Origin of the sequence: Halolamina litorea (assembly GCF_026616205.1) — an archaeon.
GTDB lineage: Archaea > Halobacteriota > Halobacteria > Halobacteriales > Haloferacaceae > Halolamina > Halolamina litorea.
Window position 1 is genome coordinate 1,812,533 of sequence record NZ_JANHGR010000001.1, and the last position, 21,544, is coordinate 1,834,076.

The 21,544-nt window shown below is 69.1% G+C and carries 25 protein-coding genes; 13 read left to right on the forward strand and 12 right to left on the reverse strand.

The genetic code is table 11. From position 1 onward, the window contains the following. The first annotated feature begins 26 nt into the window (after positions 1 to 26). Positions 27 to 692, forward strand: coding sequence for a 2,5-diamino-6-(ribosylamino)-4(3H)-pyrimidinone 5'-phosphate reductase (locus NO998_RS09260; RefSeq protein WP_267646829.1), 666 nt, complete (start codon positions 27 to 29; stop codon positions 690 to 692). On the opposite strand, the gene NO998_RS09265 is transcribed toward NO998_RS09260, so the two are convergent. Next, positions 689 to 1,480, reverse strand: coding sequence for an inositol monophosphatase family protein (locus NO998_RS09265; RefSeq protein WP_267646830.1), 792 nt, complete (start codon positions 1,478 to 1,480; stop codon positions 689 to 691). The two genes, NO998_RS09260 and NO998_RS09265, sit on opposite strands and share 4 nt — an antisense overlap. Before the next feature lie 102 nt (positions 1,481 to 1,582). On the opposite strand from NO998_RS09265, the gene NO998_RS09270 reads away from it, so the two are divergent. From NO998_RS09270 to NO998_RS09280, 3 genes are read left to right on the forward strand one after another with little or no spacing between them, the layout of a single operon-like run. Beyond that, positions 1,583 to 2,860 carry a Single-stranded DNA binding protein gene (locus NO998_RS09270; RefSeq protein WP_267646831.1) on the forward strand — a complete coding sequence of 426 codons (1,278 nt, stop codon included), beginning with the start codon at positions 1,583 to 1,585 and terminating at the stop codon, positions 2,858 to 2,860. Next, positions 2,857 to 4,458, forward strand: coding sequence for an RPA family protein (locus NO998_RS09275; protein WP_267646832.1), 1,602 nt, complete (start codon positions 2,857 to 2,859; stop codon positions 4,456 to 4,458). Before NO998_RS09270 ends, NO998_RS09275 begins: the two co-directional genes overlap by 4 nt. Further along, on the forward strand, positions 4,458 to 5,228 hold the full coding sequence (locus NO998_RS09280) for a metallophosphoesterase (RefSeq protein WP_267646833.1): 771 nt from the start codon (positions 4,458 to 4,460) through the stop codon (positions 5,226 to 5,228). Before NO998_RS09275 ends, NO998_RS09280 begins: the two co-directional genes overlap by 1 nt. Here the strand turns inward: NO998_RS09280 and NO998_RS09285 are convergent. Then, positions 5,225 to 5,488 (reverse strand): hypothetical protein, encoded by a 264-nt coding sequence (locus NO998_RS09285; protein ID WP_267646834.1) that lies wholly within the window; start codon positions 5,486 to 5,488, stop codon positions 5,225 to 5,227. The genes NO998_RS09280 and NO998_RS09285 overlap by 4 nt on opposite strands. A 75-nt stretch (positions 5,489 to 5,563) precedes the next feature. Between NO998_RS09285 and NO998_RS09290 the strand changes: the two genes are divergently transcribed. Both NO998_RS09290 and NO998_RS09295 read left to right on the forward strand, forming a co-directional pair. Continuing rightward, positions 5,564 to 6,118, forward strand: a complete 555-nt coding sequence (locus tag NO998_RS09290) for a GNAT family N-acetyltransferase (RefSeq protein ID WP_267646835.1) — start codon at positions 5,564 to 5,566, stop codon at positions 6,116 to 6,118. A 50-nt stretch (positions 6,119 to 6,168) separates the two neighbouring features. Beyond that, positions 6,169 to 6,375: an HEWD family protein gene (locus tag NO998_RS09295; protein ID WP_267646836.1), complete on the forward strand. Its 207-nt coding sequence runs from the start codon at positions 6,169 to 6,171 to the stop codon at positions 6,373 to 6,375. A 13-nt stretch (positions 6,376 to 6,388) separates the two neighbouring features. On the opposite strand, the gene NO998_RS09300 is transcribed toward NO998_RS09295, so the two are convergent. After that, entirely contained in the window at positions 6,389 to 7,066 is a 678-nt protein-coding gene (locus NO998_RS09300; RefSeq protein WP_267646837.1) for an HAD-IIB family hydrolase, read from the reverse strand. 169 nt (positions 7,067 to 7,235) lie between these two features. Between NO998_RS09300 and NO998_RS09305 the strand changes: the two genes are divergently transcribed. Both NO998_RS09305 and NO998_RS09310 read left to right on the forward strand, forming a co-directional pair. Beyond that, a complete protein-coding gene (locus NO998_RS09305) occupies positions 7,236 to 7,700 on the forward strand; it encodes a hypothetical protein (RefSeq protein ID WP_267646838.1) in 465 nt (154 codons plus the stop codon). 69 nt (positions 7,701 to 7,769) lie between these two features. After that, complete coding sequence (locus tag NO998_RS09310; protein WP_267646839.1) at positions 7,770 to 8,150, forward strand: hypothetical protein; 381 nt, start codon at positions 7,770 to 7,772, stop codon at positions 8,148 to 8,150. An 18-nt stretch (positions 8,151 to 8,168) separates the two neighbouring features. On the opposite strand, the gene NO998_RS09315 is transcribed toward NO998_RS09310, so the two are convergent. Beyond that, positions 8,169 to 9,242: a phytoene/squalene synthase family protein gene (locus NO998_RS09315; protein ID WP_267646840.1), complete on the reverse strand. Its 1,074-nt coding sequence runs from the start codon at positions 9,240 to 9,242 to the stop codon at positions 8,169 to 8,171. Between the two features lie 159 nt (positions 9,243 to 9,401). On the opposite strand from NO998_RS09315, the gene NO998_RS09320 reads away from it, so the two are divergent. Next, positions 9,402 to 10,541, forward strand: a complete 1,140-nt coding sequence (locus NO998_RS09320; RefSeq protein WP_267646842.1) for an acyl-CoA dehydrogenase family protein — start codon at positions 9,402 to 9,404, stop codon at positions 10,539 to 10,541. 15 nt (positions 10,542 to 10,556) lie between these two features. On the opposite strand, the gene NO998_RS09325 is transcribed toward NO998_RS09320, so the two are convergent. The 5 genes from NO998_RS09325 to NO998_RS09345 all read right to left on the reverse strand — a co-directional run bounded on the left by NO998_RS09325 (position 10,557) and on the right by NO998_RS09345 (position 14,884). Further along, positions 10,557 to 12,236, reverse strand: a complete 1,680-nt coding sequence (locus tag NO998_RS09325) for a histidine kinase N-terminal 7TM domain-containing protein (RefSeq protein ID WP_267646843.1) — start codon at positions 12,234 to 12,236, stop codon at positions 10,557 to 10,559. 26 nt (positions 12,237 to 12,262) lie between these two features. Beyond that, positions 12,263 to 13,138 carry a UbiA prenyltransferase family protein gene (locus NO998_RS09330; protein ID WP_267646844.1) on the reverse strand — a complete coding sequence of 292 codons (876 nt, stop codon included), beginning with the start codon at positions 13,136 to 13,138 and terminating at the stop codon, positions 12,263 to 12,265. 230 nt (positions 13,139 to 13,368) lie between these two features. Next, positions 13,369 to 14,304: a mechanosensitive ion channel family protein gene (locus NO998_RS09335; protein WP_267646845.1), complete on the reverse strand. Its 936-nt coding sequence runs from the start codon at positions 14,302 to 14,304 to the stop codon at positions 13,369 to 13,371. After that, positions 14,304 to 14,546, reverse strand: a complete 243-nt coding sequence (locus NO998_RS09340) for a YhbY family RNA-binding protein (RefSeq protein WP_267646846.1) — start codon at positions 14,544 to 14,546, stop codon at positions 14,304 to 14,306. The genes NO998_RS09335 and NO998_RS09340 overlap by 1 nt, the downstream gene beginning before the upstream one ends. A gap of 53 nt (positions 14,547 to 14,599) precedes the next feature. Next, complete coding sequence (locus NO998_RS09345) at positions 14,600 to 14,884, reverse strand: ribonuclease P protein component 4 (RefSeq protein ID WP_267646847.1); 285 nt, start codon at positions 14,882 to 14,884, stop codon at positions 14,600 to 14,602. 142 nt (positions 14,885 to 15,026) lie between these two features. Here NO998_RS09345 and NO998_RS09350 point away from each other — a divergent pair, with 142 nt between their 5' ends. The 4 genes from NO998_RS09350 (at position 15,027) to NO998_RS09365 (ending at position 18,096) form a co-directional block, all read left to right on the forward strand. Then, on the forward strand, positions 15,027 to 16,091 hold the full coding sequence (locus tag NO998_RS09350; RefSeq protein WP_267646848.1) for a glycosyltransferase family 4 protein: 1,065 nt from the start codon (positions 15,027 to 15,029) through the stop codon (positions 16,089 to 16,091). A 24-nt stretch (positions 16,092 to 16,115) separates the two neighbouring features. Beyond that, on the forward strand, positions 16,116 to 17,225 hold the full coding sequence (locus NO998_RS09355; RefSeq protein WP_267646849.1) for a glycosyltransferase: 1,110 nt from the start codon (positions 16,116 to 16,118) through the stop codon (positions 17,223 to 17,225). Between the two features lie 59 nt (positions 17,226 to 17,284). Then, a complete protein-coding gene (locus tag NO998_RS09360) occupies positions 17,285 to 17,494 on the forward strand; it encodes a DUF1918 domain-containing protein (protein WP_267646850.1) in 210 nt (69 codons plus the stop codon). Positions 17,495 to 17,652: 158 nt separating this feature from the next. Beyond that, positions 17,653 to 18,096, forward strand: a complete 444-nt coding sequence (locus tag NO998_RS09365; protein WP_267646851.1) for an RNA-binding protein — start codon at positions 17,653 to 17,655, stop codon at positions 18,094 to 18,096. An 84-nt stretch (positions 18,097 to 18,180) separates the two neighbouring features. Here the strand turns inward: NO998_RS09365 and NO998_RS09370 are convergent, their stop codons facing one another. The 3 genes from NO998_RS09370 to NO998_RS09380 are packed head-to-tail and all read right to left on the reverse strand — an operon-like array spanning position 18,181 to position 21,366. After that, entirely contained in the window at positions 18,181 to 18,738 is a 558-nt protein-coding gene (locus NO998_RS09370; RefSeq protein ID WP_267646852.1) for a thioredoxin family protein, read from the reverse strand. A gap of 48 nt (positions 18,739 to 18,786) precedes the next feature. Continuing rightward, the gene (locus NO998_RS09375; protein ID WP_267646853.1) at positions 18,787 to 20,157 is read right to left on the reverse strand and encodes an amidohydrolase; all 1,371 of its coding nucleotides are present in this window, start codon (positions 20,155 to 20,157) and stop codon (positions 18,787 to 18,789) included. A 42-nt stretch (positions 20,158 to 20,199) separates the two neighbouring features. Next, on the reverse strand, positions 20,200 to 21,366 hold the full coding sequence (locus NO998_RS09380; RefSeq protein ID WP_267646854.1) for an NAD(P)/FAD-dependent oxidoreductase: 1,167 nt from the start codon (positions 21,364 to 21,366) through the stop codon (positions 20,200 to 20,202). Between the last annotated feature and the right edge of the window lie 178 nt (positions 21,367 to 21,544).

Sequence of the window (21,544 nt, forward strand, 5' to 3'; positions counted from 1 at the left end):
GACTCGCCCGCGCTGCGAGGGGGCGTATGCACGTCCACGTGAACGCCGCCGAGAGCGTCGACGGGAAGCTCTCGACCCGCGAGCGCGAACAGGTCGCCATCTCGGGGGAGGCGGACTTCGACCGGATGGACGCCCTCCGGGCGGACGCCGACGCCGTGATGGTCGGCGTGGGCACCGTACTCGCCGACGACCCGAGCCTGACGGTCAAGGACGACGCGCGGCGCGACCGGCGTGCGTCGTCGGGGCAGCCACCGAACCCGGCCCGCGTCGTCGCCGATTCACGGGCTCGAACACCGTCAGCGGCGACGGTCCTCGACGACGACGCGGCGACGTATGTCCTCGTGAGCGAAGCGGCGGACGAGGAGGCAATCGAAGCACTGGCTGACGCTGGTGCGACCGTCGTCGTCGCCGGCGATGAACGGGTCGACCTCGCCGGCGCGTTCGAGGGACTCGCGGACCACGGCGTCGAACGGCTGATGGTCGAGGGCGGCGGCGAACTCATCTTCTCGCTGTTCGCGGCCGACCTCGTCGACCGGCTGACCGTCTACGTCGGCTCGACGGTCGTCGGCGGGCGCGAGGCGCCGACGCTCGCCGACGGCGACGGCTTCGCCGACCCCGAGTCCTTCCCGGAGCTAACGCTGACCGACGTGGAACGGATGGACGACGGCGTGGTGCTCTCCTACGACGCTTAGTCGAAGGCGGCGACGAGTTCGTCGTGAGCCTCGCCGTTGGAGGCGATGATCCCGGCGGAGGTTGGGGTCCACGGCTCGCCGTCGAGGTCGGTCACGGTTCCGCCGGCCTGCCGAATCAGGTGGACGCCGCCGACCGTGTCCCACGGGGCGAGCCTGATCCCCGACACGGCCGCATCGAGTTCACCCGCGGCGACCGAGGAGAGCGCGAACTGGGAGCTTCCGAACCGCCGGCTGTCGCCGAACTCGCTCGCGATGGTGTCGACGTACTCGCTCAGCTTCCGTCGGTGGTGGGCCGAGAGGCCGTATATCGGGTTGATCGTGAACGTCTCCGGGTCACTCGTGTCGCTCACGGAACAGGGTTCGCCGTTGCGTGTCGTCCCGTCGTCCGCGGCGGCGTAGGTGTCCCCGAGTGCGGGGAACTCGTTGACGGCGGCGACGGCGTCGCCACCCTCGACGGCGCTCACGGCGACCCCCCAGATGCGGTTCCCGACGACGAAGTTGTTCGTGCCGTCGATCGGATCGACGATCCAGGCGTCACCGGAGTCGGGGATCGTCGAGTGGGTCTCGACGTCCCGGAGGTCCTCCTCGCCGACGATAGCGGCGTCGGGGTCGTCCTCGCGGAGCAGCGTCGCCAGGCGACGCTGGACTTCCCGGTCGAACTCCGTGACGGAGTCGAGCTTTCGCTTCTTCGACTCCACCGTGAACTCACCGCGGAACCCCCCCTCCGCGACCGCCGCGCCGGTCCGGGCGGCCTCGTGGGCGAGCGTCAGGCGTGTTGCAACGTCCATACCCCCCAGTGCTTCCCCAGAGGCAAGGGTGGTTCGGTGTCACCCCCGAAACAGGTCGTCCGGGACGAACGCTTATTAGCTATCGCGGCCCAAATCCTGGCGATGGACGTCGATAACCACGCCGAGGAGCTCGCCTCCGCTCTCGGTGTTGACAAAGAGGAGGTCAAAGAGGACCTGGAGAACCTACTCCAGTACAGCGTTCCGATCGACGAGGCCAAACAGAGCGTCCGCCGGAAACACGGCGGCGGTGGTGGGGGCGACGGCACCCCCGAATCGCTCGACATCGCGGACCTGACGACCGACCACGACAACGTCACCGTCACGGTCCGCGTGCTCACGAAGGGCACGCGTTCGATCCGGTACCAAGGCGAGGACATCACGATCCGCGAGGGCGAGTTCGCCGACGAGTCGGGCACCGTCTCCTACACGGCCTGGCAGGAGTTCGGCTTCGAACCGGGCGACACCGTCACCGTCGGCAACGCCGGCGTGCGCGAGTGGGACGGCCACCCCGAACTCAACCTCGGCGACAGCACCAGCGTCGCACTGGAGACCGAGGAACTCGCGGTTCCCTACGATGTCGGCGGCGAGCGCGACCTGATCGACCTCGAACCCGGCGACCGCGGCCGCGCCGTCGAGGTCAACGTCGTCGAGGTCGAGGAGCGAACGATCGACGGCCGGGACGGCGAGACCGAGATCCTCTCGGGCGTTATCGGCGACGAGACGGGCCGGCTGCCGTTCACCGACTGGAACCCGCACCCCGAGATCGAGACCGGCGAGAGCGTCCGTCTCGAGGACGTGTACGTCCGGGAGTACCGCGGCGCTCCCTCGGTGAACGTCTCGGAGTTCTCGACGGTAACGAGGCTGGAGGAGCCAGTGGTCGTCACCGACTCGGCCCCGTCGATGAGCATCGGCGAGGCCGTCGACGGCGGCGGCCTGTTCGACGTGGAGCTATCGGGCAACGTGATCGAGGTCCGGGACGGGTCGGGCCTGATCCAGCGCTGTCCGGAGTGCAACCGGGCGATCCAGAACGGCGAGTGTCGCTCCCACGGCCAGGTCGACGGCGTCGACGACCTCCGGACGAAGGCGATTCTCGACGACGGAACGGGGACTTGTACGGTCATCCTCGGCCGTGATCTGACCGAGGCGATCTACGGCGGGGACCTCGACGACGCACGGGACGCCGCCCGCGAGGCGATGGACCGCGAGGTCGTCGCCGACGCCATCGCCGAGGAACTGGTCGGCGACGCCTACCGTGCCCGGGGTTCACTCTCCGTCGACGAGTACGGCGCGAACCTCAACGCCGACGCCTTCGAGCTCGTCGACGACGACCCCGCGACGGCCGCGCGTGAACTGCTCGCGGATCTGGGGGTGGCGGCATGAGCGCCGACTCCGGCCCGGGGAACCGAGAGATCGCCCGACGGCTGTTCGCCGCGGAGTTCGACGACGCCTCGCTCTCCTACTCCGAGAGCGACGAGGAGCGCGCCCCGAACTACGTCGTGACCCCGACTGGGGCGCGCGTGAACCGCCTGTTCGCGGTCGGCGTGCTCACGGAGGTGGAGGCGGTCAACGAGGACAGCCTCCGCGGGCGCGTCGTCGACCCGACGGGCGCGTTCGTCACCTACGCCGGCCAGTACCAACCCGACGAGCACGCGTTCCTGAGCCGGACCGAACCGCCGACGTTCGTGGCGCTCTCGGGGAAGGCTCGCACCTTCGAGCCGGAGGACTCCGACCGCGTGTTCACCTCCGTCCGCCCGGAGAGCATCAACGAGGTCGACGCCGACACGCGTGATCGGTGGGTGGTCTCTGCCGCCGAGCGGACCCTCCACCGGATCGCCGTGTTCGCCGAGGCGCTCGACTCCGACCTCCGTGGCGAGGAACTCACCGAGGCGCTCGTCGCCGCAGGCGTCGATCCCTCGCTCGCGACGGGCGTTCCGAAGGCCATCGAGCACTACGGCACCGGCACTGCGTACCTCGAAGCCGTCCGCTCGCTCGCGGTGCAGGCCGTCGAGCAGGTCGCCGGCGACCGCGACAGCGTCGACTCGCTGACGACGGAGCCCGCCGCGGAAGCACCCGCCGAACTGGGAGCGCTTCCGGACGTGGGTCTCGACCTCGGTGGTGTGGCTCCCGCGGCAGAGGAGCCGGCCGAGGACGAAGCGATGGGTGGCGAGGAGTCGACTGACGACACCGAGCAGGAGCCCGACAAACCCGGCGTAGAACCCGGACCGACAGCGTCCGAGGCTGCCGAAGGCGAGCCTACGGCCCCTCCAGAGGAGCCCTCGGAGTCGGAGGCGGAGCCGGAGACAGCCGAGCCCGAGCCGGAACCCGAACCGGCGACGACCGAAGCGTCGGCGGAGGACACGGACGAAGCAGACGCCGACACCGAGCCAGAGGCCGTCGACGAGCCTGCTGACGAGTCCGATGCGGAGCCGGAGCCCACGAGCGAGCCCGAGGACGACCTCGGCGACGACGATCTCGGCGACTTCGACGCCGGCGACTCCGTCCAGGAGACCGTCGACGAGACGGAGGAGGAGCTGGACGACTTCGATCCCGAGGCGACGATGGACGACACCGACGACGCCCTGACCGAGAGCGAGCGACAGGAGGTCGAAGAGGAGTTCGGCACCGAGTTCTCTACCGGCAGCGAGGTCGGCGACCCCGGCGAGGCCGGTATCGACGTGCCGACCAGCGAGGAGGAACTCGAGGAAATCGAGGCCGAAGTGACCGGCGAGGAGCCGGGCGAGACCGACGAGGAGCCCGAGGAGAAGGAGACGGCGGACGTCGACGTCGACCTCGAAGCGGCCGCGGTCGAGGCGATGGCCGAACTCGACGACGGCGACGGCGCGGACCACGACGCCGTGGTCGCCCACGTCGTCGACGAGCACGGCGCCGACGCGGGCGCCGTCGAGGACGCGATCCAGGACGCGATGATGAGCGGGAAGTGCTACGAGCCCGGCGACGGCACGCTCAAGGCCATCTGATGGACCGGCCAGCGGTCGAGCCCGTCCCCGGGGCCCCAGCGGCGACGCTCGACCTCGGCACCGAGCGCGCGTTGGGGGTCGCGGACTACCACGCCGGCATCGAGATCGGCCTGCGCTACGAGCGTGGCGTCGAACTCGACTCGAACGCCGACGCACGGCGGGAGCGACTGCTCTCGCTACTCGACCGTACCGGCGCCGAGCGCGTCGTCGTCCTCGGGGACCTGGTCCATCGGATCGCCGAACCCGACGGCGCCGAAGCAGATGAAGTGCGGGAGTTACTCGACGCGCTGGAGGCCCGCGACGTCCCGATGACGCTCGCGCGCGGGAACCACGACGGCGGCGTCGCCGACGTGTTCCCCGACCGGATCGACCTACTCCCACCCGACGGAGCCCGCATCGGCGACGTGGGGCTGATCCACGGCCACACGTGGCCCGGCGCGGAGGCGCTGTCGGCGTCGACGGTCTGCATGGGCCACGAACACCCGCAGGTCCGCCTGACCGACGCGGTCGGTGGGAGCCGGGTCGAGCGGGCGTGGCTCCGCGGGCCGCTCCGTCGGGCGCCGTTCGCGGACGCGCTCGGTGAGGAGGGGCTGCTCGAGTGGAACGACCCGGAGTTGGTGGTCTTCCCGGCGTTCAACGAGCGCTCGGGTGGTACGTGGATCAACGTCGACGGACAATCCTTTCTCGCGCCGTTCCTGCCGGACGGGCTGGCCTCCGGCCAGGCGTACTTGACCGACGGTACCCGGTTGGGGCCGTACCGGGAGGTCTAAATCAGCAGCGCAACCGTCCCCGCCGCGGCGGCGCCGACGGCGCCCCACCAGATCGCGGAGCGCTGTTCGGGGCCCCCGGCCCACTCGGGGCGGGCGGCGCCGGCGATAGCGATCAGCGTCAGCAGCAGGCTCCCCGCGAGGGCGGCGACGTTCCCCGGCCAGATGCCGACGCGGGCGACGGCGACGGCCCACGAGAGGCTCTGGGTCGCGCCCAACCACGCGAGGGCGAGCCAGAACGTCCGGCGCGGCGAGAGTTCCATGACCGACCGGGCGGGCGCTGTCGGCGAAAAGCTACCGGACGAAACGCTCAAGCGGGACGCCGGGAGAGTCGGGGCATGGAGATCCGCGATGCGGTCCCGAGCGACGCGTCGACGGTGGCGGCCGTCGCCCGGGAGTCGTGGCACGGCGCGTACGACGATCTGCTCGGCCCCGAGACCGTGGCGCGGACCGTCGAGGAGTGGTACGCGCCGGAGTCGATCCGGGAGGAGATCGGGACGGCCGCCGCGGGTGGGAGCGCGTGCTTCCTCGTCGCCGTCGACGACGGTGAGGTGGTGGGGTTCACGAACGGCGGCGCCGCACGGGACTGGGCGAGCGACCCGGACGACCCCGACGCCTTCCTCTCGCGGCTCTACGTCGCCCCCGGTCGGTGGGGCGAGGGAATCGGGACGCGACTGACCGCACACCTCGCCCGACGGCTCCGTGCGGCCGGCCACGAGCGGGTCTGGCTCGAAGTGTTCGCGGCCAACGAGCGGGCCCGGGCATTCTACACGTCGCTCGGGTTCACGCGCATCGGGCACGTGACGGAGACGTTCGGCGGGACCGACGTGGCGACGCTGCACCTCGCCGCGCCGCTCGACGCGGTGGTAGATGCGACCACGGAACCGAGGTAAGGCGAGCCGACGACGCAAGCTTCATGCCCCTCGGTAGCGTGTGTCGCTTCATGACTGATCTGCTTCGTACGCCCGAGCGCCGCACCTGCGAACGGTGCGGCCGGGTCGAACGACACGACGGCGCCGACGGCTGGCGGGCCGCGCGCGTCGGCGAGATACACTGCATCCACGAGTGGGACATCGACGGCGCGTTCGTCCCGGTTTCCGACGTGGACCCGGACGCAGTCGCGGCCGAGCCGACAGCCGCGAAGGAGTAACTGATCCGCCGGATTACGGCGCTCGTTCTCGCACCCGACTGAGCGCGTCGAGCGTGCCGTCGACGTATCCGCGCTCGAGCACGTGGTCGGCCGCCCCTTTTGCCGTCTCGTCGGCGTTGGCCACCGCGTACGCTTCGCCGGCGACGTCGAACATGGAGGCGTCGTTCTCGCTGTCGCCGACGGCGACGAAGTCCTCCGGCGCGTAGCCCACGCGCTCGGCGACACCCCCGAGCGCCGCACCCTTGCTCGTGTCGGCGCTCGTGAGGTGGTAGGCGTAGCCCGTATCGAGGAACGCGAGGTCGAACTCCTCGGCGACGGCCCGGAGGAGGGCTTCGTCGGCGGTCCGGCTGGCGGCGACTTCGGTCTCGCGCCAGCGGTTCACGGTGTCGACGCCGTCCCAGCCCAGGTCGCCGCCGCGGGCCTCGAACGCCTCGACGGCGGCGTCGACGCGCTCGGGGTCGCCGGCGTAGGTGAGGTCGCCGTCGGCCATCGCCACACCGCCGTTCTCGGCGATTACGCGCTCGGGGACCCCGGCGAAGTGACAGAGCGCGACCGGGTACGGGAACGCCTTGCCCGTCGCGAGCACCACCGGTGCCTCCCACGACGCCAACAGCGAGAGCGTCCGGGGGTCGATCGTGTGCTCGGGCGTGGTGAGCGTGCCGTCGATGTCCAGCGCCAGCGGCGGAACCATCTGCACCCACTCGGCCGTCTCCGAACAAAACCGTCCCGGTCGCGGGTGCAACGACTCGCGTACTCCCGGGGCGTGCCGAGGGCTGGCGGGCGTCAGCGGCCGGCCGATACTCGGCACCGGCCGTCGGGGGAGAACAACGTTTTTCGCCGTGGCCCCGAAAGCCCGAGGTATGGCAGACGAACCCGACGAGGCCGACGGCTCCCCCGAGGAGAGCGGCGAGAACGGCGAGGAGGAGAAGTCCTTCCGCGAGCGCGTCGAGGAGATCCGCCAGCGCCGCGAGGAGGAACGCGAGGAGGGCGACCGCCCCGGCCCCGAGGGCATGGGCGGGATGGGCGGCGGCCCGCCCGGGATGGGTGGCGACGGTCCCGGCGGCGGCGGCAACCCCTTCGCACAGATGATGTCCGGCATGATGGGTGGCGGTGGCGGCCCCGGCGGCATGGGCGGCGGCGCACCCGGCGGCATGGGTGGCGGCCCGCCCGGGATGGGCGCCGAAGGCGCCGAGGAGGGCGGCGAGGCCAGCGGTCGACAGGCCCAGGCGACCGAGGACATGGTTCGAGAGGTCCGACAGCTCCGCGACGAGGTCCGCGACGCGACGCGCGAACTCCGACGGATCGCCGACGCGCTCGAGGACTGAGGAGGCAGTTTCTGCGGCGCTTTCGCGTTCGCCCCGAAAGCACTTGGTGAACTGCCGGGAGTTTCGCGTATGGATCGACGAGGGACGGGGCTGGGTGCGACGGTCGGCGGCGTCGCCTTCGTCCTCTGTTTCGGCATGTTGACCGCCGAGCGGGTCGGCGTGTTCTCCCTCGCGACGGGCACGGAGTCCGTGATCGTCTGGGTCGGCGCAGCCGCCACCGTCGTCCTCGCCGCGGGGGTCGCCTACCGCGTCAGCGACGCGTTGGGAACGTGGCTGGCCGCGTTCGGTCCGAGTCTCGCGTTCACGCTGAACCTCTTCCTTCCGGTGAGTACCGGCCTGCCGGCGACACTGGTCTTCGCCGCCGGGGGCGGCCTCGCGGTCGCCACGGCGCTGGCGCTTCCGGGGTACGTACTCGGGCGAATCGCGAGAATGCTCGACGGGGGCCAGTGAGTGAGGTCGGCCGCGTAGTCAGTCGGCGCTGGTCGGCGTCTGGTGGAACGGCGCGCTCGCGATGCGCTCGCGGAACGAGGGGAGCGCGTCGCGACCCTTCGAACTCATCGCGGTAACGACGGCGAACACCTCCTTCCGGGAGACCTTGACGCCGCGCTCGGTCAACACGTCCTCGGGGTGCTCACTGACTTCCCGGAGCGTCCCCACCGCGAGCAGGAACGGGACCGCCCACGCTTCGAGCGTGTTGCCGTCCCGCAGCGGGACGTGCTGGAGGTACGTCCCGGCGTCGTCGAGATACGAGCGCGCGAGGTCGGTGGTCCGGCGGACGACCGAGACCACGCCCTCGCGCTGCTCCGGGTCGAGCACCTCGTCCTGCTCGACGCCCTCCTCGGCGAGCCACTCGGCGGGGAGGTAGACGTTGTTCTCCTCGTCGTAGTCGTCGTAGACGTCTTTCGAGACGTTGACCAGTTGGAGCAACAGTCCGAACTCCTCGGCGGTCTCGTAGAGGGTCTGTTCCCGGTCGGCGTCGATCTCGCCGCGCGTGACGAGGTTGGTGATGAGGTTCCCGACCGTGCCGGCGGCGTAGTAGCAGTACTCCTCCAGTTCGCCCTTGTCCGCGAGCCGGAGCCCACCCTCGTCGGCGTAGCGCTCGACGAAGTCGGCCATCCCCTCGACCATCTCGTGGACCGGCGGCGTGATCGCCTCGCGCACGTCGTCGGGCAGCGCCTCGAAGGTGGCGAGGATGCGGGGCGTGCTGGCGACGACCGTCCAGTCGGCGTTGCGCTCGTCGGCGTCGGGGAGCCACGGCTCGACCTCCTCGACGAACGTCTCGGCGTCGGTGTCGTCTTCGTCGTCGATGGCGGCGTCGTAGGTCCGCAACAGCGCGGCCTGCTCCGCCGGGGGGATGTGTGAGGCGTCCTCGACGGTGTCGGCGACGCGACAGAGGAGGTAGCCGAGACAGATGTAGGAGTCCATCGGTTCTTCGAGCACGTCAACGGTCAGGGCGAACGTGCGGGACACGTCCTGTACAGCCTCGTGACACCACGCGAGGTCTGTGGACGGGACGTTGGCGAGGGGGTCGGGTCCGGGCATTCGGTTTGTCGACCCTATGTGCAGCGGCGTTAAAAGTCTCTCCCAAGCGGTTCGAGTATCGGACAGTATTCCGGGTTCCTGACCGGGAGCGCTGGTCAGGAGCGCGGGAACTGCATCGGTTAGAAAACCCTAAGCCCGCGCCGGCGGCAGTTCCGTGGTATGGAGTTCAGCCTCGACGCCGAGCAGCGTCAGATCCGCGACACCGTCGCCGACTTCGTCGACGAGGAGGTCGTCCCCCGCGCGTCCGAGATCGACGAGACCGACGAACACCCCGGTGACTTGGTCGACCAGATGGCCGAGTTGGGGCTGATGGGGATGCCCTTCCCCGTCGAGTACGGCGGCGCCGGCCTCGACTACCACAGCTACGCCATCGGGATCGAGGAGATCTCGCGGGGCTCGGGCGGCCTCGGCACCATCGTCGCCGCCCACACCTCGCTGGCGGGCAACATGCTCTACGAGTTCGGCGACGAGCGCCAGAAGGAGGAGTACCTCACCCCCCTCGCCGAGGGCTCGGACCTCGGCGCGTTCGCGCTCTCGGAGGCCGGCGCCGGCAGCGACGTGCCGGCGATGACGACGACGGCGGAGCAGGACGGCGACGGCTACCTCCTCAACGGCGGGAAGCTCTGGACCTCGAACGGCTCGACGGCCGACACCGTCACCGTCTTCGCGAAGACCGAACCCGACGCCGGCAACAAGGGGATCAGCTCCTTCGTCGTCCGGCCCGAGGAGGACGACGGCTTCATCGTCGAGAACACCGAGCACAAACTCGGCGACAAGGGCTGCCAGACCGCGGAACTTCGCTTCGATGACCTCTACCTCCCCGAGGACCGACTGCTGGGCGACGAGGGCGACGGCTTCATCCAGTCGCTGAAGACGCTCAACGGCGGCCGCATCTCCATCGCCGCCCGCGGGGTCGGCATCGCCCGCGCGGCCAAGGAGGCCGCCGTGGAGTACGCCACCGACCGCGAGCAGTTCGACCAGCCCATCGCGGAGTTCCAAGCGATCCAGCACAAGCTTGCGGACATGGACACCGAGATCCAGAGCGCGAAGCTGCTGATGCACAAGGCCGCGGACCTGAAGATGCGCGACGAGGACTACATCAAGGCCGCCGCACAGGCGAAGCTCAAGGCCAGCGAGGTCAGCCGTGAGGTCGCCAACGAGTCGATCCAGGTCCACGGCGGCTACGGCTACACGAAGGACTTCCCCGTCGAGCGCTACTACCGCGACGCGAAACTCAACGAGATCTACGAGGGAACCAGCGAGGTGCTGCGGAACACGATCGCGAGCCGGATGCTGTAGAACCGGACCGGGAGCTCACTCCCGTGAATCGCGCTTCGGCGCCAGACGGAGACGAACACCGATGCGCGAGCCTTCCGGCGACGCCCGTGAGACGAGGTCGCCGTTCGACCGCTTGACGATCCAGTGGACCAGCCAGAGGCCGATGCCGGAACCGTGGCTCAGGTCCGTCTCCTCTTCGGCGTCGAGCACTTGGAGTTCGAGTTGGGGAACGCCGGGACCGTCGTCCTCGACGAACAGCGTGACCCACTCGTCCTCGACCGACGCGTAGATGTCGACGGTCGCCCGGTCGGTCGAGTCGTTGTGGACGACCGCGTTCTCGACCAGCTCCCGGATCGCGAGGTCGAGTTTCGGGTGGGCTGAGACCCAGACGGACGGCACGTCGACGGATATCGACGAGGGCGCCCCTCCGGGTTCGAGCGTGGCGACGGCGCGGTCGACGACCCGTTCGAGTGCGAGCGGTTCGACCTGCTCGTCGGTGAATAGCTGTCCGACGTCTTTCGCCTTTCGCGTGGTCGCGATGAGTTCTGCGGCCGACGAACCGATGAGGCCGGCGTACTCCTCGGCGTCGTCGTCGGCGACGGACTGGATCAGCTCCGCGTAGCCGGCGATGACGTTCAGCCGGTTGCGGAAGTTGTGCCGGAAGACACGGCTGATGACCTGCTTGAACAGCTCCAGGTCCTGCTGTCGGTTCGTTATCGGGGTCACGTCGGTCAGCACGACGACTCGCCCCTGTGTCCCTCGGTAGTGTGTCACCGGGGATTCCTTGACCGAGTAGTACCGGACCTCGCCATCGCGGGTGATCGAGACCATGCCCCGGTCGGTATCTGCCTCCGTGTCGCGGTGCGCTTGAAGCACCGAGGAGAGCCGCTCCGAGACCACGTCCGAACCCAGGAGGTCAGTCGCCTTTCGGTTCGCATCCAACACTTTGCCGTCCGGACTGGTGACGAGAATGGCGTCCTCGACCTGTTCGAACGCCTGCTCACGAGCGATGGTCGTCGTCTTCAGGAACCCGTACTGCTGTGTCGAGACCGCGAAGGCGAGCCCAGAGAGGGAGAACACCATCGGGGTGGGGTAGAAGTATATCGGGACGAATCCGACCACCTTCACCAAGGTCGAGAGGGCGAGTATCGTGAACACGAACAGGAGATAGGCGACCTGCCTCCGGCGGGCACCCGTCGTTCTGATCGCCTCACCGAGCAGCATCCCGGTCGCGAGGCTGACGAGGAGGTAGCCGTAGACCTTGACGACGAGCACCTTGATCGGCCCCCCGAACTGAGGGTAGTGGAGGGTTCCCGCGGCGTCTACGTAGTACTCCTGCGTGTAGATCAGGCCCTGCGGGTTCCACCACGAGAGCACGAACAGCACAGCGACCGGAAGGAAGAGGCCGACGACGAGCGACCGACGTGGGGGCTTTGTCCCGACGTACTCGTAGACGAAGAGGAACATCGCCACCGACGTCGTCGGAATGACTGCCCAGAAGACGTTCGCTAGCGCGAGCGTCAGTTCGGGTGATCGGAGGAGCGTGAACGTGCCGACTAACAGCGCCCAAACGCCACCGAGCACCATCGTCACGACGAACCAGAGCACGCCCGGTTTCTGTCGGTTGTCGAATAGTAACAGGAAGATGAGGATCGCCGGCCCGACACCCAGATATGTCAGTGCCGCGGCCATGTTGGGAGAGAGCCACGGCGCCATAGTCATATCATTGTGCTACGGGTGTGTTAACGGTACGTGTCTCTGATGTGCGGGTCCGGAAGCCAGCCCGGTTGGCCAGCCGTCTTCGCGGCAGACGAAAAGTATCTGAATGTCGATAAGTACGCGAAGTAACAGCCAAGCAGGACGACGATGGCTGCGCCCCCGACGATCCAGAAGAGGCCGGCGCCGGACGCTTTCGCCCCGACGACGAACAGCCGGGTTCGGCCCGCACCGAGCCGGCTCGCGAGTGTCCCGTGGTCGGCCTGCTCGTCACCTGCGACGTCGGCGACGTTCCGTGACTCCACCCCGGCGAAGACGACGAGCGTCCACGCGAGGAACGCGACCCCAACGGAGGCCGAGAGTCCGGCGTCGCCGACGGCGACGACGGTGGCGACGATCAGCGACGACCAAGTGACCGCGACAGCGAGCGAGTCGAGCACCGGCACCGCCTTCAGTTGGAGATAGACGACCAACACCACGAACGGGAGATGTGCGACTGCCAGGGCGACCAGCCCGTCAAACCGGTGCAGCGGGAGTGAGGCGAGGAGGAGGCTCTCGTAGGCGATCACCGCGACCAACTCTGTCACCTGAAGCGGGCCATCGTATCGTGTCACCAGTCGGCTTCGGACCGGGTGGTTCAGCCAGTCGTCGTCAGAAACGGCCCGTCGGTCCCTGACGTAAACGGCGTAGACCACGAACGCCGGGAGGTAGAGCCCCCAACCGAGCGCCTCGAGGGAGACGCCGAGCGCCATCGCTGTCACCGCCACCATCAGCACCGAGGCGACCGCGAGCCAGATGCTCAGCGTGAGGAAGAGTAGCAGTGCGTCCCAGAGACTGGTAGCGACGCCGCCGCGCTCGCTGCCGATCGGTCGGATCGATGAAGGAGGCTGTCCCGATCGCATTCGACTACTGGATGGAGACTGGGCCGGCACCCCTTGGCGCCGGTCCCGCAGGTTCCGAACAGTTCGTGACGAGGTCGGCGATAACGTATGGTTGGCTGCCAGTAAATTCGGTCACAAACGCCGATTAGAAATACTACCTATTGAAGGGATGGGTCAGCCGTGACATCGAGTGACCGACCCCACCCACGTAGCTGGGCCGTTCGAGCGTGCCTCGCCGACGGCACGGTGGCTCAGTGCTGGACTATCTCGGGCGGCAGTTCGATGCCCCCGGAGAGTTCGCGCTGCGGGTACGGGATGTCGATCCCGGCGTCGTCGAAGCGCGACTTGACGTTCTGGACGTACTCGGAACGGATCTTCACGAAGTCAGCCCGCGAGGGGTTGTCGATCCAGATGCGCGAGCGTAGCCCGACGTAGGAGTCCGCGAGTTCGGTCAGGCGGACGCTCGGTGCGGGGTCGGTGAGGATCTCGGGGTGGCGCTCGGCCTCGTCGACGATGATGTCGGTGGCGGCGTCGACGTCGTCGTCGTAGCCGATGCCGAACGTGAACTGCAGGCGCAGGGTGTCCTTGGCGACGGGGTTCTTGATGACGCCGTCGGTCAGTTGGGAGTTCGGCACGGTGAGCAGTTCGTTGTCGAACGTCCGCACCCGGGTCACGCGGAAGGAGATGTCCTCAACGATCCCGGAGTTGCCGTCCCACTCGATCCAGTCGCCCACGCGGAACGGGCGGTCGGTGTAGATGAAGAGGCCGGCGACGAAGTTGGCGATCACGTCCTGCATCGCGAAGCCGATGGCGAGCGTCCCGGCGGCGGCGATGGTCGCGAGCGACTGGAGGAAGTTCTCGAAGCCGGCGAAGCCGAACGCGATGGTGATGCCGACGAACACGATCAGCACCGACGTGATCTTCCGGATCGGTCGGCGGGCGTGCTCGTCCAGCCCGCGGCTGTCGAGGACGCGGTCGAACAGCGGGATCAGCGTCGATCGCCCGATCAGGTAGACCGCGGTGAAGACGACGAGGAACACGATGGCGGCGCCGACGGCGTTTGCGAGCACCGTCGGGACGCCGAGCCCTTCGAGGAACGCCGCGACGACGCGGTTGGCGCCGACGGTCGAGTCGATCCCGTCGGTCCCCGAGGGCACCGGCGTCGCCGTCGTCTGCAGGACGCCCATCAGTGGAACACCGCCGTGTGCCCGCGCGTCTCGATCAGCTCTGCGTTGACGCGCTCGGCGAGGTCCGCCGCGAGTTCCTCGGTGTCGTCGGTGCCCCGGGACGATCGGAGGAACTTGACCTTGACCAGCGTCTCGTTGTTGAGCTGATCGGACAGTTCGTCGACGACCGCGTCGACACCGTTTTTCCCCACCCACACAGTCACGTCGAGGTCGTGAGCCTGCTTTCGCAACTCATCGGACATTCTTACCGGATACTCTCCGCGAGGAAGCTTTGAAGCTTCGGTATAGGGAGCCGTCAGTCGGCGTAGGGGTACCGGGCGGTCGCCCCACAGTCACACCGCCGGATCACGCGGCCGCGCTGGGTCCTGACTCGAACGTTGACGCCGGGGCGCTGGTACACGTCACACCGGCCGCAGGCGGCGCGGGCGAACCCCCGCGGGAGCGAGAGCCGGTGACGCTCGGCGAGGCGTCGTGCCAGCCGGACGTACTCCCGCGAGCGGTCGAACTCCCCGGCGGCGACGGCGGCCTCGGCGAGCCCGGCGAGGCGTTCGATCCGCTCGGCGGCGATGTCGGCGCTCATCGGGAGAACGGACGCCGGCGCCGTGGTTATCGCTTTCGGGGCGGGGCTCACGGTAACCCGTCGTCGCTCGGGGTGCCCCCGGGTCGCCTCGCGTGGAGGACGGAACGTTGATGGTTCCGACCTCCGAACGACGACGAAAGCCGTGCGTGTTCTCGACTATCTCGAACTGGAAGGCCGGATCCGTGGCGGCATCGCCACCGCGACCCGACAGCAACGCAAAGCGCTCGACGCGGTGGGCGTCGACGTGGTCGAGTCGCCGTGGGTCGGCGACGGCCCGCTCGACGCCGCGAAGTCCGCCCTCACGGGCGGCCCGGCGTTCGAGGAGTACGACGTGGCCCACTGCAACCTCGTCGGCCCCGGGAGCGTCGCCGTCGCCCGCCACGCCAAGCGCAACGACATCCCGCTGGTGCTCCACAGCCACGTCACCGCCGAGGACTTCGGGGAGTCGTTCCGGTTCACCGAGCACGTCGCGCCCGCGCTGCGGCCCTACCTCCGGTGGTTCTACTCGCAGGCCGATCTGGTGCTCTGCCCGAGCGAGTACACGAAGGGCGTGCTCCGCGAGTACCCCGTCGTCACCCCCATCGAGCCGGTTACCAACGGCGTCGACACGGAGTCGCTGGAGGGGTTCGAGTCGTTCCGGGAGGAGACCCGCGACCGGTTCGACCTCGACGGGATGGTGGTGTTCTGCGTCGGCGAAGTGTTCGAGCGCAAGGGGCTGACGACGTTCTGTGAGGTCGCGGAGGCGACGGAGTACGACTTCGCGTGGTTCGGCCACTACGAGGAGGGCGCCGCCGCCGGCGAGGCGACGCGCTACTGGACGAACAACCCCCCGGAGAACGTCACCTTCACCGGGTGGATGGACGACAAGCGCGCCGCGTTCGGCGCCGGCGACGTCTACCTGTTCCCGACCAAAGACGAGAACCAAGGGATCGCCGCCCTGGAGGCGATGGCCTGCGGGAAGGCGGTCGTGCTCCGGGACATCCCGGTGTTCGAGGAGTTCTTCACCGACGGCGAGGACTGCCTGAAGTGCGAGACCGAGGCGGAGTTCGTCGAGGCGCTCGACCGGCTGGCGGCGAACCCCGACCTCCGGGAGCGACTGGGTGAGAACGCCAAGGAGACGGCCGCGGAGCACTCCCTCGAACGCGTCGGCGAGCGACTGGTCGAGCAGTACGAACGGCTGCTGGAGCGGCAATCCGGAACCGCTTAAGGGCCGTCGGCCGACCGCTCCTCCATGGAGTCGGTCGCGGCGTTCACGGACACCTACCTGCCCACGGTCAACGGCGTCACCTACACCGTCCAGAGCTGGCGCGACTGTTGGCGGGAGCGGGGCGGCCGCATGGACGTGGTCTACCCCGACGCGCCCGACCGAGCCCCCGAGCCCGGGGAGTACCCGGTTCGGTCGCTGCCGCTGCCGATCTACGCGGGCTACCGGCTGGGTATCCCGAAAATCCCCGACGCCGTCGCCGACGCCGACCTCGTCCACGCCCACACCCCGTTCGCGCTGGGCCTCGCCGGCCTCCGACTGGCACGGGCGGAGGACGTTCCCTTCGTCGCCACCTACCACACGCCGACCTCCGAGTACGCCAGCTACCTCTCCTCGTGGGCGCCGGTCCGGCGACGGACGGCGGCGCTCAGCCGGCGCTACGAGTCGTGGTTCCTCGGGCAGGCCGACGCGGTGATCGTCCCCTCGGCGTCGACCGGCGCGTACGTCACCGACGAACTCGGCGTCGACGACCCGCAGGTCGTCCCGAACGGCGTCGATACCGACCGGTTCCGCCCCGTCGAGGACACGGGGTTCCGCGAGCGTCACGGCCTCCCCGAGAACCGCACGCTCGTCGGCTACACCGGCCGGCACGGCCACGAGAAGTCGCTCCCGGAGATCATCGACGCCTGCGACCGACTCGACCGGGAGGTGACTGTCGTGTTCGGCGGCGACGGCCCCGCCCGGGCGGAGTTGGAGGCGGCCGCCGCCGAGCGGGAGATCGACGCACGCTTCCTCGGGTTCCTCGACCGGGAGGAACTCCCGTCGTTCTACGCGACACTCGATGCGTTCCTGTTCCCGAGCCCCGTCGAGACGCAGGGACTGGTCGCGCTGGAGGCGTTCGCCTGCGGGACGCCCGTCGTGGGCGTGGACAGCGGCGCGCTTTCCGACACCGTCGACGACGGCGAGACGGGCTACCACTTCGAGCAGGGCGACACCGCTGGCTTCGCGGCCGCGATCGAACGCACGCTCGGGGAGCGCGAGCGCCTGCGGGAGAACTGTCTGACCCGGCGCGAGGCGATCAGCGTCGAGGGCGCCGTCGATCGGCTCTCGGAGATCTACGCCGCGGTCCGGGAGTGAGCCGTCGGCGCCTCGGGTGAATCACGGCGCTTAAACCGGTGCCGGGGGTACGAGCGGGCATGAGCTTCGAGAAGGGCGACGTGGTCGTTCTCCACGACGAGCACAGCGAGTTCGACGGCGAGGAAGGCGAAGTCACGCAGGTCATGGAGACCATGTTCGGCGCGCCGAACTACACAATCGTCTTCGAGGAGGGCCAGGAGGCCGGCATCCCCGAGGACCAACTCGACCTCGTCGAGGAAGGCGGCGACGACGAAGACGACGAGGAGTAGACCGATCACGGCGAGGCGCGCCGGGACCGTCGGGTCCCAGTCCCGCCCGGATGCCGTGATCGTTGTGGTCGGCGGCACCGTACCGGTGCCGTGACCCCTCGTCGGGCGCCGATCCCCGTCGAGGAAGCCTTTTGCGGACGAACCACCTACCGACGGTCATGCCGAGTGTGCCGTTTCACTACGTCGACCTGCGGACCTTCTGCTACGCGACCGAGGACGAGAAGCGCGTCGAGCAGGCGATGCGCCAGTTCCTCCCCGAGGAGTACGAGATCGAGCGCGCGGTCAACAGCGGCCACCACGGCGACCGGATCGTCGTCCTCTCGGCGCGCGTCGAGAAGGCCGACAACGTGCGTCACGTGCTCCGCCAACTGAGCGAACTGGAGGACATCGAGACGGTGATCGGGGAACTCGACGACCGCGTCGACGAGAACTGCGCCTTCTTCCTCCGACTGGACAAGCAGGACGCCTTCAAGGGGGAGGTCGACCGCGGCCCGGGGATCACGCTCCGGGCGAAGGTCGAAGCCTACCCCGCGAAACAGCCTGCGGCCGTCGATAACGCCCGTGAGGCGCTCGAACAGGCCCGGGAACAGGCGGAGAGCTGATCGGGGCTGGGTATCGACACAGCCTCGGCATGGCGCTCCGTCCCCGCCGGACGGAGCCGGCGCGAGGTTGCGCGCCGAGGCTGGCTACGTCCACTTGATGCTGCAGCCACGCGAGGGTCGGTCCGGAACCGCGACCTCCTCGCCGGCGATGACGGCGTCGATGGCGTCCCGGATGTAGAACTCCGTGGGTTCGTCGTCGGGGTTCAGCGCGTCGTCGAGGCGCCCGTGGTACGCGACCGTCCACGAGTCGCCATCGTTTCTCAAAAGGAACGGGTCCGGCGTGCAGACGGCGCCGTAGGCGCGGGCGACGTCTTGGGTCTCGTCGTGGAGGTAGGCGTCGTAGGCGATCTCGCCGCGCTCGACGTACTCCTGCATCGTCTCGAAGCTGTCTTCGGGGTACTCCTCGGCGTCGTTGGGGTTGATGCCGACGACGGCGGCGTCGTCGTACTCGGTGACTAGTTCGTTCAGGAGGTCGAACTTGGCTTTCGCGTACGGACAGTGGTTGCAGGTGAACACCAGCAGCAGCGCACTGCTGTCGCTGAAGGTGTCGAGCGTGTACGTCTCGCCGTCGGTCCCCCGGAGGGAGAAGCCGGGCGCCTCGTCGCCGCGTGCCAGTTCGGATTCGGATTCGGTTTCGACCATACGCGCGCTTGGGCCGCGGTCCGGAAGGCCGTTTCGCCGGTACCGACGCTACTCGCCCATGTACGCCGCCTCGCGGGTGTTGCGCATCCGGCGGACGATTTCGAGGTACTCGTCGGTCGACCGTTTGCCGGCTTTCGCCTCCCGGACGGCCGCACGCTTCTCGGGGTCGGCGAGCACGTCGACGACCATCGACGCCGTCACCTTCGCGGGGAGGAGGTAGGCCATCTCCTCGTCGACGGCGCCGAACTCGGTGGAGTGGGCCGACCCCTCGAAGCCGCCGGTCCACGGGTGGACCGAGGGGACGATCTGACTCACGTCGCCCATGTCCGTCGAACCGGTGACGTGCTGGTGCTCGCCGAAGACGGCGTCCTCGCCGATCACGTCGCGGGCGTTGCCGTTGAACGCCGTCACGAGCGTCTCGTCGGTTCGGAGCGGGAGGTAGCCCGGGAAGTCCTCGATGGTGACGTTGGCGCCGACGGCCATCGCGCCGGACTCGAGTGCGCGGTTTGTCGTCCCGTTGGCGTCCTCGATGGCGTCGACGCTCTTGGCGCGGACGTAGGACTCCATGCGCACGTCCGCGGGGACGACGTTGACGCCGTCGCCGCCGTTCGTGACGATGGGGTGGACCCGGACGTGGTCCTCGTCGGCGAACGTCTCGCGGTTGGCGTTGACGGCGTTCATCCCCGCCATCGCGGCGTTGAGCGCGTTGATCCCCTCCTCGGGCGCGCCCCCGGCGTGGGACTCCCGGCCCTCGTACTGGACGGTCTTGCCGACGAAGCCGTTCGAAGAGAAGTCACTGCTGACCTCTCGTTCGGGCGTGTCGCTGGCGGCGTGGATCATCGCCGCACAGTCCACGTCGTCGAAGTAGCCCCGGCGGATCAGTTCCTGTTTGCCGCCGAAGAACTCGATCTCCCCCGAGTCGAGCAGGCCGCGGCGGTACTCCAGATCGAGGTACTCCTCGGCCGGGACGGCGATGAACTCCACCGCGCCCGGGAGGTCGGCGACGACGCCCGAGGCGACCAGTCCGTAGGCGGCACCGACGAGGTTCGCCAACTGCGCCTCGTGGCCGCAGGCGTGGCAGGCGCCGGTCTCTGGGTCCGCCGCGGGGTGGCCGGGGTTGACGAGCGCGTCGAGTTCGCCGAGGACCGCGAAGACGAACTCGTCGTCCTCGGCGTCGGCGGTGTCGGCGTCTGCGTCGTTGCGCCCCCCGGCACGCGCTCGGGCGCCGGTAACGGCCAGTTCCGTCTCCACGTCGAGGCCGAGGCCCTCGAACGCTTCGGCGACTTTCCGGGTGGTCTCAGTCTCCTTGTAGCCCAGTTCCGGCTCCGCGTGGACGGACTTCGCGAGGTCGAGGATCGCCTCGTCGTGTTCGTCGATCGTGTCCCGGACCCGTCGCTTCAGTGACTCCGTGTCAGTCATCGCCAGTCACGATGCGGGGCGGGGAGATGAGTGTGGCGCCGTTCAGGCCACGTTGCGCTCGTGGAGGAGGTCGCCCGACTCGAAGCGGTCGCTCCCCAGCGCGCTCACGTCGACCGTCGACGCCTCGCCGTCGAGGAGCAGTTCGGCGACGACCTGCCCGGTCGCCGGCGAGTGCTGGAAACCGTGGCCGGAGAACCCGATCGCTTGGACGAACCCCGGCACCGACTCCTCGATGATCGGGTGGTGGTCCGGCGTGACCGCGTAGAGCCCGGCCCACCCGCGCTTCAGGCGCGTGTCCTCGCCGAAGTAGTCACAGTAAACCCCCGCTCGCTCGACGGCGTCGACGGCCCAGGGGAGGTCGTGCGTGTCCGAGTAGGCGTCCGGCAAAGGGGTCTCCGGCTCGTCGGCGAAGTAGCCCCCGACGACCGCGGCACCCTCCCGCTCCGGGCGGAAGTGCGAACTCGTTTCGAGGTCGATGGTGAGCGGGTCGTCCTCGGGAACCGGCCGCTCGGGGTCGACGACGACCGCCTGCCGGCGGTGTGGCTCGACCGGAACGTCGACTCCGGCCATCGCGGCCAGTTCGGCGGCCCACGGGCCAGCGGCGTTGACCACCGCGTCGGCGTCGATCGCCCCGTCGCTCGGCGCGCCATCCCCGTTCACGTCGACGCCGACGACGCGGTCGCCGTCGAGTCGAACGTCGGTGACGGCGGTGCCGGTCCGGATGTCGACACCCGCCTCGCGGGCGGCGTCGGCGAACCCCTGCAGCGCGAGGTACGGGTCCGCGAAGCCGTCGCGAGCGTGGTACGTCGCCGCCGTGAGAGTGTCGGGGTCGACGCCCGTGCAGTAGTCGGTCGCCTCCGCGGGCGAGAGGAGGTCGGTCTCGGCCCCGCGCTCGCGCTGCATGGCGACCTGTTGCTCCAGTCCCGCCGCGGTTTCCTCGGTGCGTGCGAGCATCAGGTAGCCCGTCTGGCGGAAGGAGATGTCGACCCCGAACCGCTCCTCGAAGGACTCCCAGACCGGCAGGCTCGCGAGCGTGAGGTCGACGTTAACCGCCGTCGAGAACTGCGCCCGGATGCCGCCCAGCGCCCGCGACGTGCTCCCGTCCCCGAGGCTCCCGCGCTCACAGATCACCACGTCGACGCCGCGGTCGGCGAGGGCGACGGCACTCGACAGCCCGACGATCCCGCCACCCACGATAACGACTCGCATAGCGGAGGCTGAAGCCCGACGGGCAAAAACCGTTGTGCCGAACGTCGCGGAATCAGCCGTGTCACGCCGGCGAGTACTGGCACGGGGCGAGGAGTGATCGAGCGGTACTGGGTCGCGGCTGTGGCGGACACCCCTGGCGGCGGCCAAGAGCTTTCCCCTGCCGCCCGCAGGGGAACGT